The 11,368-nt window shown below is 43.9% G+C and carries 8 protein-coding genes; 5 read left to right on the top strand and 3 right to left on the bottom strand.

The annotated features are described in order from the left end of the window. Positions 1-3: 3 nt before the first annotated feature. From JMX82_RS12705 to JMX82_RS12695, 3 genes are all read left to right on the top strand, one after another. Positions 4-2,865: a M66 family metalloprotease gene (locus tag JMX82_RS12705; protein ID WP_227676779.1), complete on the top strand. Its 2,862-nt coding sequence runs from the start codon at positions 4-6 to the stop codon at positions 2,863-2,865. Positions 2,866-3,049: 184 nt separating this feature from the next. Continuing rightward, positions 3,050-4,657, top strand: coding sequence for a DUF2254 domain-containing protein (locus JMX82_RS12700; RefSeq protein WP_227676763.1), 1,608 nt, complete (start codon positions 3,050-3,052; stop codon positions 4,655-4,657). A gap of 99 nt (positions 4,658-4,756) precedes the next feature. Further along, entirely contained in the window at positions 4,757-6,031 is a 1,275-nt protein-coding gene (locus JMX82_RS12695) for a cation:proton antiporter (protein WP_109591448.1), read from the top strand. A gap of 117 nt (positions 6,032-6,148) precedes the next feature. Here JMX82_RS12695 and JMX82_RS12690 read toward each other — a convergent pair whose 3' ends face one another. From JMX82_RS12690 to JMX82_RS12680, 3 genes are read right to left on the bottom strand one after another with little or no spacing between them, the layout of a single operon-like run. Further along, a complete protein-coding gene (locus tag JMX82_RS12690; protein ID WP_227676762.1) occupies positions 6,149-6,697 on the bottom strand; it encodes a DUF2127 domain-containing protein in 549 nt (182 codons plus the stop codon). Next, a complete protein-coding gene (locus JMX82_RS12685; protein ID WP_201540800.1) occupies positions 6,690-7,901 on the bottom strand; it encodes a dihydroorotase in 1,212 nt (403 codons plus the stop codon). Before JMX82_RS12685 ends, JMX82_RS12690 begins: the two co-directional genes overlap by 8 nt. Positions 7,902-7,961: 60 nt before the next feature. Next, complete coding sequence (locus JMX82_RS12680) at positions 7,962-9,035, bottom strand: aspartate carbamoyltransferase catalytic subunit (protein WP_201540799.1); 1,074 nt, start codon at positions 9,033-9,035, stop codon at positions 7,962-7,964. Between the two features lie 416 nt (positions 9,036-9,451). Here JMX82_RS12680 and JMX82_RS12675 point away from each other — a divergent pair, with 416 nt between their 5' ends. Further along, positions 9,452-10,435: a class 1 fructose-bisphosphatase gene (locus tag JMX82_RS12675; RefSeq protein ID WP_055125286.1), complete on the top strand. Its 984-nt coding sequence runs from the start codon at positions 9,452-9,454 to the stop codon at positions 10,433-10,435. A gap of 104 nt (positions 10,436-10,539) precedes the next feature. Then, positions 10,540-11,334 carry a TrmH family RNA methyltransferase gene (locus tag JMX82_RS12670; RefSeq protein WP_201540798.1) on the top strand — a complete coding sequence of 265 codons (795 nt, stop codon included), beginning with the start codon at positions 10,540-10,542 and terminating at the stop codon, positions 11,332-11,334. The last annotated feature ends 34 nt before the right edge of the window (positions 11,335-11,368 follow it).

Genomic DNA, 11,368 nt, shown 5'->3' with positions numbered 1-11,368 from the left:
AGTATTCCTGCTACGCCACTTGAACCAAGTACGCCTGTTAAACCACCAATAACAAGTATTCCTGCTACGCCACTTGAACCAAGTACGCCTGTTAAACCACCAATAACAAGTATTCCTGCTACGCCACTTGAACCAAGCACGCCTGTTAAACCACCAGTAACGAGTATTCCTGCTACGCCACTCGAACCAAGTACGCCTATTAAATATCCAGAACCAAAAAAAGATATTGCTGATTTTTATTTATTAGGGTTTTTTGACCACGATGGTAGAGTGGGAGAAATTCGTGCTATTCGTCCAGACTTGGTTGGCGACTTTCAAGCGATGATACAGTTTGGGCAGAATCATACCGTTGATCCACAGGGTAACGAAGCAAAAAATATGCCGCGTCTGACGGCAGAAAAAGAGGCGTTATTATTAGTGACGCCTACGCTTGAAATGGGTGACATTAATAAATTAGCGGCTGAAATTTACAAAGACGGGGTTTTATTACGAACTATCAATTTAGCCGATCCGACTCAAATCCCAGACACGGATCAGACTAACACTGATCAGCGCGCACGCGTTGCTTACAGTAAGCGTGCTTGGTCAACCAAACTCAACTGGGATGAGGTACAAGGTGGTCTCAAAATTCGCATTATGGATGACCAAAATCGTAGCGGTGAACTGTCAGAAGATAACATAGATTTTGCCGCCCCTGGTGAGTTGGTATTGACCAATATCCGTCTAGGCATGTTAACGGATGCACCTCAATCTTGGGGTCATTATATGCTACGCGATCCAGAAAGAGCGGGTTCAGACTACTTCCAAACCATTCCAGCAGCACAAATGACCGTTGCTAGCTATGATGACATGAAGCTCGAACGAGTAATGGTCGCCAATGGCACTATTTATGATTCAGTCAGTGACTCAAATGATGCTGGCGTTTATGCTGGTGATATGCGCGAAAACACCGCGAAATCAACCTTTGGTGTTGGCATTAATTTAGCCAATTGGGGCGTTACCAGTGCTTCAATGCAAAGTCAAGAGCAACCGCAATTGACCCAAAACGTCAATGCGCATCACGCTCGCGGTAAATATAAGAATGGTGAATATAACCACGGCTTAAGCGGCGGTAATGGTATGTTGACCCTAATCGACTCTCAAGGTAATGAGTTCAGCCACGAAATCGGTCATCATTATGGCTTGGGTCATTATCCTGGTGAACAGAACGGCGATTTCTTTTGGGCCGAGCATCATGCCAATAGTGGCTGGGGCTATAATGGCGTCAGAAACAAAATGCGCAGCAACTTAGACTGGCCACGACAGGTCGAGGGTGATGGTCTCACTGGTAAACCTCTTTTCTTAGCCACCTATGGCTATGGTCGCGATGCGATGTCTGGTGGATCACAGAGTGGCGCTTATTCAAACTATACTCACTATACGGGTTATAGTACAAAAATTAAGATCCAGCCAGCATTTGATAAAGCAGTATTTGACGCTGACTCACCAACTGGCTATAAGAAATGGAATGCCGATCTCAGAAAGATGGAAGTCATCCAGCCTAAGGTATGGCAAGGTTCTAAAAACGTTTGGTACAACAGCGCGGATGGTAATTACTTAAAACCACGTTTGCAAGGCGTGCCAGTATTTACCATTTTAGGCGGTTATGACCCTGTCGCGCAAAAAGGCATCATTTATCCAGAAGCACGTGGTAACTGGGGCAACGTTTTTGAGTTACCGACACCGAATAACTCGCTTGAATCAGCAAGCTGCTGGTTAAGCGTTACTTATAGTAATAACACGATTAATGATATTGCGTTGGCTCCTAATCGAATGACCAGTAACGCCAATAAGTTCCATGTTAATTTAGCGATTGCAGACAACCCGAAAAAAGTAGATTTGTACTGTAAAAAGGTCAATGAAGCACAAGTACAGCTCTCAACCATTGATATTCGTCAATATAGTGATGCGATTAAACCCGCGGTTACCTTTGGTAAAGAACAGGGCTATACGGCACTAAGAAAGGTAGAATTGCCAATCTTAGAGCAGAAACTTCTTGCTCAAGCAGAACATTCGACTATTAGTTTAGACGCCAACGGTCAGTTGTTATATGATTCTTATAAAGAGTATCGTGATGAGCTTAGCCCTTTAGCACTCCAAACATTAGAGCGTTATGAGAAGCAGCAAGAAACTCTAAATCGTCTAAACCGTTGGGTCAATGTCTATCGTACGGATTTAATCAAAAAAGAGCCTGAAGCACTTACTGAATTTCAAAAGTTTGTTGTAGATTTAGAGCTACAAGATGACAAACCTTTAGATAATGTGACTACTATCCGTAATGGCAACAACTGCCTTAAAGTTGAAACTCTAGAAGGTGGTAAGTTAAATAGCTTTATTAGTGGTCCAAGTGGCTGTACTGGTGACGACTCTGAACAGTGGATTTACGATCTTAAAGGTAAAATTCACAGCAAAATGGCATTAGATCAGTGTTTAACGGAACAAGGTTCTTGGGTGGTTTTGGGTGCTTGTAGCTTGGACTCGCCAGCGCAAGTTTGGGAGATGAACGGTGCTGACCAAATCAAACAAGGCAACAAATGCTTTGATTTGCGTACTGGTAATTTAGTAGATAATCGCGGAAGCTTAATTACTTACAATTGTAGTGGTGGCTGGAATCAGAAGTGGACAACGCTGACTAAAAACCCAAGCTTTATCTTAGGGACCGCAGGTAACAATCTACCGTTAATCGTAGATAGTCTGCAAAAACAGCCAGTATCGACGGATGATATGCAAACGCGTTCATTAAGTATGGACAGTAAAGAAGAGCCTTCAGTATTAGCAAAACTAAGCACTGCGATAAGCACTTGGATTGACAATCTAGTCAGTTAACAAAAGAATTCATTATGCTAAAAATAAGCTCCTATGATAGGGGCTTATTTTTTACTAAATTTTTAATCTTTGTGGCTTATATGGTAAGGTAATTTACTCTTCATAGGTTTTATTAGCCAAATAAAATCCTAGCTTAGTAATAAAAAATGGATCACTTTTTAGGTCACTTGTGGAGCATATAATATTGAATAAACACCCTGAAAGTGGCTGGTTTAACTCTGCATTGCTGACAATAACGCATAGACTAAAGCAGTTCGCCCAGTTATGGTCACTACAGACACTGACCGATATGCCTGATCGACTAAGAAACCTATGGCAGCAGCTTATTGGCTCTTATTGGTTTATCCCAACGGCATGCGTCATTGCAGGTATATTGCTAGCGCCTTTATTGGTCACTATCGATCAACACTTTGACCGCGAAACCGTCAGAGAGATTACCTTTGCTTTTACCGGTGACGACGATGCGGCGCGCGCTATCATGACAGCGATTGCAGGCGCAGTATTAGGCGTAGCAGGCACGACCTTTTCCATTACAATCGCCGTGCTGTCGATGGCCTCTTCGCAATTTGGCCCACGGCTATTGCGCAATTTTTTGACCGATACGCCTAACCAGTTTGTATTGGGGGCGTTCATTGGCACCTTTAGTTATAGTTTATTGGTGTTAAAATCCATCCATAAATATGACGTGGCTTTTGGTGTGCCACAGCTCGCAGTGACTTTTGCGATTATCATGGCAATTATATGTGCGCTGTTGCTGGTGTACTTTGTACAGCATATGGTACATGCCATTCAAGCCTCACATGTGATTCAAAACGCCAGCAATGATGCGATTAATAATATTCACTATTGGTATCGTGATCATTGCGATATCCAGCATCAACGCGATATAGAACATCATGACATTGAACAGTTTCATCACTGGTCAGCGATGCCCATCTATCCACCAAGCTCAGGTTATGTTCAACAATTTTACCTTGAGTCACTGATTACACTGACACAAGACTATGGCGGAGTGGTGCAAATGCGTATTAATCTTGGTGATTATGTCACTGACAAAAATGTTATCGGTTACTTTTACCAGCGTCCAGCAGGTCATCCAAACAATCGACAAAAAACAGCGACGCCATCTTTAGCTGTTGTACCGCGTGCCCCTGACGGACTTTTTTGGCAGCGCTTTGCAGGCTGTATACGTATCGAACAACGACTGGCTCATTCTAACGATATTGCTTATAGCTTGGGACAAATGACTGAAATCGCCGTACGAGCATTGTCTCCAGGTATCAATGATCCAAAAACAGCGGTCAACTGCGTACAATCACTGACCAGTTGCTTAAGTATTATGATGCGTCGCCAGCCGCCCAGCCCCTATCATTTTTATACACCGGCACAAAACGATGATTCATCGAAAGCCGAAGTTAAACAGCGACGCTTGGCGATATTAGCCATAGTTACTCATACTCCCAAAATATCTGATTTTATCAATACATCACTAGGCGAGATACGTCGGTATGCAGCAGCAGATTTGATGGTCTTAAAAGCGCTATGTCAGGCGATGGTCAATCTAAGTTATGCTCGCGTAAATAACGCACAGCAGCAAACCCTATTGCATGAGATAAAACTGATTGAGCGCGCAGGAGAAGAAAACCTAAGCTATCAAGAGCTGATAGATGACTTGAGCGCGATGTGCCAACAAGCCCAACAGTTCATACTTAGCAACGATGCTCATCATCAGTATTTTAACTATGTTAGCGCGTTTGACACCCATATTCGCCAAGCATTACAAACGCAATAAAAATAAAAAGACAAGCGATAACTAAACTAAAATCAAACCTATTTAGTGTTTGTAAGCGCTAAGCTTATGACAATTTTAAACTCACTTGAGAATTTTTTCATGGCCCCTACCAGTAGCCTAACCATACTTGAAATCAGCGCGATATTCTTATCAATCACAGCCCTATTAACTTACGTTAACCATCGTTTTATTGGCCTACCGACGACGATTGGCGTGATGGTTATCTCCATTTTATTATCTATTGGCGCGATATTTTTGGGATTTTTGGGATTTGATCAGCTGATTGATTATGAAGTAAGCTTGTTAGAGCAGCTTGATTTTACCGAAGTTTTATTAGACGGCATGCTCTCTATGCTGTTATTTGCAGGGGCGCTGCACGTCAATATCAGCGATTTAAAACGTTATAAGCTGCCTATTGGCATCCTTGCTTGCGTCGGTACCATCGTCTCTGCGATGCTTATCGCCACGGCGCTTTATTTTATGCTGCCGCTGCTTGGTTTCGGTTTGCCGTTTCTTTGGTGTTTGCTATTCGGTGCTCTAATATCACCGACCGACCCCATTGCCGTGATGGGCATCCTTTCATCGGCTGGCGCGCCAAAAAGCATAGAAACGGTCATCGCGGGCGAGTCTTTATTTAACGATGGTATCGGCGTTGTCATCTTTGTATTGCTGCTAGGGATTTTATCCAGTGGTGATATCCCAACCGCCAATTATGTGGCGCATACTCTAGCGGTTGAAGCTGGTGGCGGCATTATTTTTGGGTTGGTACTTGGGGCGATTCTGTATTACATGCTGAAAAGTATCGATAGCTATCAAGAAGAAGTGTTGTTAACGCTTGCTGGTGTGATAGGTGGTTATGCACTCGCCAGCCATTGGCATTTATCAGGACCACTCGCCATGGTGATGATGGGGTTGATGGTTGGGAATCGCGGACGAGCATTGGCGATGAGCGATAAAACGCGGCATTATATTGATTTATTTTGGGAATTAATCGATGAAATTCTCAATGCTATTTTATTCGTACTCATCGGTTTAGAAGTAGTGATGATTGCTTATTCGGGTAATTTATTCATCGCCGCTGGTTTGACAATTGTCATTGCCCTACTTGCGCGTTTTATCGTTGTAGGTATGACGACCAAAACCTTTCATCGTCAGCTCGATTTGCCGACTGGTGCATGGAAAGTGCTGACATGGGGCGGATTACGTGGGGGTATTTCGGTTGCCTTAGTGTTGCAGCTGCCGCTGGGAACCGAACGCGATATCTTGTTGGCGCTCACTTATGCAGTGGTGATATTCTCTATCTTAGTGCAAGGTTTGAGTATTGGTAAAGTCGCCAAAAGCATTCGCACTGATAAAAGTACAGCAAAGCCATAATTTGTAACCAGTTTCAAGCCAATCGTTTTAGCAAAAAAAAGCCAGCAGAAGATACTATCTTATGCTGGCTTTTTCATATACATTTAATTTTTTCGATAGGCACTATATACGCCCTTTTTATATCAAACCCTTTCGCTTCATATTACGATAGACCACGACCACAATAAGAAGATTCGAGACTAATATCCCAAGCTTAAACCAATCAAATGGGCTAACGATTAGATAGTAAAGCTCAATAGGAATAAACACCCCATAACCCAGCACACCAAACCAATACGCCCATGTTTTATCTTGCCATAAGCCATAAGCCTCAAGAAAACGTAGACTGGCGTAAGCAAAGATTAATAACAAGAATAATGACCAGTTTTTACTTGCCTGCTGGGCAATCCGTACTGCACTGTCAACTTGCGGTGCCAGTAGCTGTCCAAAAGTCTGTTGCCAAGAATCAGTCGCCGTCGTCAGCCAATTCTCAAGGTCAGTATGCCATGACCATAAAGCCCCTGCCCCTAATAGTGCACCGACCCCTTTAACCACCTCATAGATTGCCACCGCTTTGATAGATTCACTAGCAGTACTGTGCGACTTGATGGTTTGGTTGTGCAAGTGATGATCGCTATCCTTCGAGGATGGTTGCAGACTATCATCCTGCCTAGGCAAATTAGCCAAAGAAAGTCTCCACAACGCGGCCTTGCAACTGCTGATTAAAGAATGGCGTGTTTTTACCATTGGACAGCATGGATTGGGCGGTCACTTGCCATTCCAAATTAGGATCCACCAGTACTGCGCCGCCGATTTTTTCATATTGCTCACTAATACCAGCGATTTTCGCCGGATTGAGACAGATTTTATCGACAAGTTGCTCTAAGGTTAATACCTCATCATTTACTAGCTGACAAGCCAGCGCCATAAAGGTATCAAAATTTGAGATGCCTGGTGTACTCTCAGCAAATGGGGCTTTTTTGGCGGTACTGTTCAAGGGTTCATGATGGCTACATATCGCATCAATGGTGCCATCTTTCAAACCACGGCGGATGGCTTGCTGATCGGTATTGCTACGCAGGGGCGGTAATACGTAGGCTTGAGCGTTAAAACCCTCTAAATTGTCATCGGTCAAATACAACTGATGCATCGCCACATCACAAGTCACGGGCAAGCCTTTATCTTTTGCCCAGCGCATCAATTCGATTGAAGATTTACAGGATAGTTGACTAAAGTGAGCGGCGATGCCCGTTTCTTCAACCATTAGCAACTGCGTTGATAAGGCAACCGTTTCAGCGATCCAAGGAATCCCTTGCAAGCCGTGATATGACGCGATATAACCTTCATGCGCCACGCCATCACCAGATAGACTTGGTTCATCAGGATAAAAGAATACTTTCATATTAAAAGTCGCGGCGTATTCCAGTGTACGCAGTAATACTAAATCATTGCGAAAAGGACGGCGCGCATTAGAAACGGCTATACAACCGCCTTTTTTAAGCCCAGCGATATTTGATGGACGCTCGCCTTCTAAACCAGCAGTCAACGCACCTAAAATATGCAAATATATGCCGCCATCACCAAGCGCGCGCTCACGTAAGCCTTTTAATAATGAACCGTTCTCTAAGATAGGATTGGTATCAGGAGGAGTGACCACATGCAAGAAACCATTGCCACGAGCAGCGCGTCCTTCTGATTCCAAAGTGCCATGTTGTTGTTGACCTGGTTCACGTAGGCGGGCGCACAAATCAACTAAAGGCGGCAGGAGCCACATTTCACGACCAGCTTCGAGTGAAGCCAACTTATCTGTCGCAGCACTTGATAGTGAGTCTTTAAATGATTGAGGAAGATGGTTAATTATCGTTGCATCCGTATTTAACATAGTTGTCATGAGCGTTATTACCGTATCAATAAAATGGGATAAATAAATATAAAACAGCGAGGCAGAGGATTATTTACTCGCGGCTTGGTGAGCGCGCTGACCTTCCATAGCTAATGACAGTACTGCCATACGAATAGCGATGCCGTTATTCACCTGTTTTAAAATCACTGACTGGTCGCCATCGGCAACGCTTGATGCAATCTCAACACCGCGGTTCATCGGCCCTGGATGCATGACCAACGCATCGGGCTTGGCCAATGCCATGCGCTCTGGTGTAATACCGTAGTGTTTATAATATTCACTCGATGATGCCAATAGTGGCGAGCCGATACGTTCGTTTTGAATTCTTAATCCCATAATGACATCACAGTCCGTGACACAGTCATTCATATCTTCATAGACTTGTACCCCAAAACGCTCAATACCTTTCGGTAATAAGGTACGCGGCGCACAGACGCGAATGTCTTTGACACCTAAGGTCTGTAGTGCACTGATATCTGAGCGCGCCACTCGCGAATGCTTGATATCGCCAACGATAGCCACTGACAACTCCTCAAATGGGCGCGGCGCTTCACGATGAATAGTGAGCATGTCGAGCATCCCTTGCGTTGGATGCGCATGCCAGCCATCACCGCCATTAATAATGGCAATATCAGGTGTCACCTCTGTTGCCATAAAATGGGCAGCACCTGATGCTGAATGCCGTACCACAAAAATATCTGCCGTCATGGCTTGTAGATTCCACAGCGTATCGCGCAAGCTTTCACCTTTTTTGGTACTAGAGCGCTCGATATCGATATTAAGCACATTGGCACCGAGACGCTTTTCGGCTACTTCAAAGGTCGTGCGGGTACGCGTTGACGGTTCAAAAAACAAATTCATCACCGTATAGCCCTCAAGCTCAGGACGGTTGATGAGCTGTCCGTTATCATCAAAAAACGTCTCTGCTTTGGCAATAATCGCCTGTAACTGCGCTTTATTAAGACCTTCCACCCCCAAAAAATGGCGAATACTGCCATCGCTATTAAGCTGCGGACGACTTAACGACGCATCAAGTTTCTCATGAATGGTATCAGGGTCGAATTTGGCATAATCCGTTGGCGAGACTGTCTGAGTTGAGCGGCTATCAGTAGAATTTGGCATAATGGCAGGTCTTTATTGTTGGTTTATATGATTTAATAATCATTATTTATGCGTTTTTTGGCGATTTATAGTCGACGATAAGCACAGAGACAAGGACATTTTGGCACTTATTTGCTACAATTTACCCCAGTGGCAGTGAGAGACATAGCGCCGTAAAAAACAGCCATTGTTATCCTCTTGGGCAGTAGCCATAGACCTGTCAAAACCATCATCAAAAATCCGCTTAGCCAAACGATAAATAAATAATAATAGTGATAGTGTAGCTGATTTTGTGGTCAGGACAAAGATGCCGTGCGAGGTATTTAAAAATTTGCCAGATTTAGGTCTGTAACGTGCGACCCAACCGATTTTCCAACCCCTTATTTAATCCTTAGTTTCAGTAGCCTTTATTTTAACAGCATTTATTAGGAAGCCTTATGACAACCCTTACAGACTATCTCAATGATTATTCACCCAATCCTGCACTGAGTGACGTTATTACGACTGTCACTGACGTGGGTAAAACCATCTCACAATTATTGAGAAAAGGGGCGCTAGCCGACATTCTAGGCGAAGCTGGCAACCAAAACGTCCAAGGTGAAGAGCAAAAGAAACTGGACGTACTGGCCAATGACTTATTATTAGATGCTTTGGCGAAAAATACCCATTGTGCAGGCGTTGCTTCAGAAGAGCTTGACGATGCTACCCCTGCTAATGCAGATGGCAGTTTGTTGGTATTGTTCGATCCGCTTGATGGTTCATCAAACATCGATATTAATATGGCCGTTGGCACTATCTTTTCTATTTTACCGTACCAGCGCCAAGGTCAAATCAGTGAAAATAGCGACTTCTTGCAAGCTGGTAATCAACAGCTAGCAGCCGGTTATTTGCTTTATGGCACCTCTACCGTACTAGCGCTAACTATCGCCGATCATGTCGTGATGTTTAGCCTAGATCCTGACACTAACGATTATGTATTAATAGAAGAAAACGTGCAAATCGATGCCGATACCAGCGAATACGCCATCAATGCTTCAAACTACCGCTACTGGCGCGCACCCATGCAGCAGTATATCGATGAGTTAATTGCTGGCGAAACGGGTGTCCGTGGTCGCGATTTTAATACGCGCTGGGTGGCCGCCATGGTCGGTGATGTGCATCGTATTTTATGTCGCGGTGGTCTCTTCACTTATCCGTTCGATACCAAATACGCCAATAAAGCGGGCAAATTACGCTTGATGTATGAAGCCAATCCAATGAGCTTATTAATTGAGCGTGCGGGTGGCGCTGCTACTGATGCAGTCAATCGCATTTTAGACATAGAGCCAACCGATATTCACCAACGCGTTCCCGTGGTACTAGGCAGTAAAAATGAAGTCGATTATGTTAAAAATCTGCATATAAATTACGCTGATAAATAAGCACTTTAACGTTACTTTGATAATAATCAGTATAAAGCCAGAGCATTTGTAATACTTTATACTGATTGTTTAATTTTTCTATATTTTTTTCTAAGCGATCTACTATGGTAGCAAATCCCACCGAGCTTATTACCTCAGATAAAAATACGACCGTTAAACTTGTCAAATCCTTGTTAACGCAAGCGCGGCAGCGGAAGAAGCAAGGGCAAACGGTGATTGAAGGCGTGCATCTCATCGATGCGGCGCTGCGTAGCGACTACCCGTTTGTCCAAATCCTACTCGCAGAGTCTGCGCACAACCATCCTGAGGTTCAGCAAATTTTGACGCGCTTGCCTACTTATACGCCTATTTTAACGTTATCAAATTCGCTGTATGAGAGCATTCGTAGCTTAGGTACCGGTATCGATATCATGGCCATCATTAAAGTACCAACGCCTAGTTTATCGATGATTAATGATGACTGCTTGATTTTAAATGATGTGCAAGACAGCGGCAATGTGGGCACCCTATTACGCACCGCAGCAGCGGTTGGCATCAAGAACATACTCTGTACCAACGCTACGGCACAAGCGTGGTCCCCTAAGACATTACGAGCAGGCATGGGTGCTCAGTTTGCTCTGACTATTTATGAAGGTCTAAGTGCGCAAGATATTTTGGAGCATGTGCAAACACCGCTATTTGCTACCAGCTCCCATACTGATACAGTCATTTATCAACATGACTTAAAAAAACCTATTGCTTGGATTATGGGGCATGAAGGACAAGGCGTTTGTGATGAGCTGATGCAGTGCGCCACTCCTATCGCTCTACCACAGCCTAATGGTCAAGAAAGTCTGAATGTCGCTATTGCAGGCTCATTATGCTTGTATGAAACACTACGTCAAAGAAATTATAACTAATGTTGTTTGACTGAATCAAAAACATACCTCTCAA

The sequence above is a fragment of the Psychrobacter sp. 1044 genome (assembly GCF_904846525.1).
Lineage (GTDB): Bacteria > Pseudomonadota > Gammaproteobacteria > Pseudomonadales > Moraxellaceae > Psychrobacter.
The sequence above is the reverse complement of the archived record's forward strand: the minus strand, read 5'-3'. Positions and strand labels throughout refer to the sequence as shown.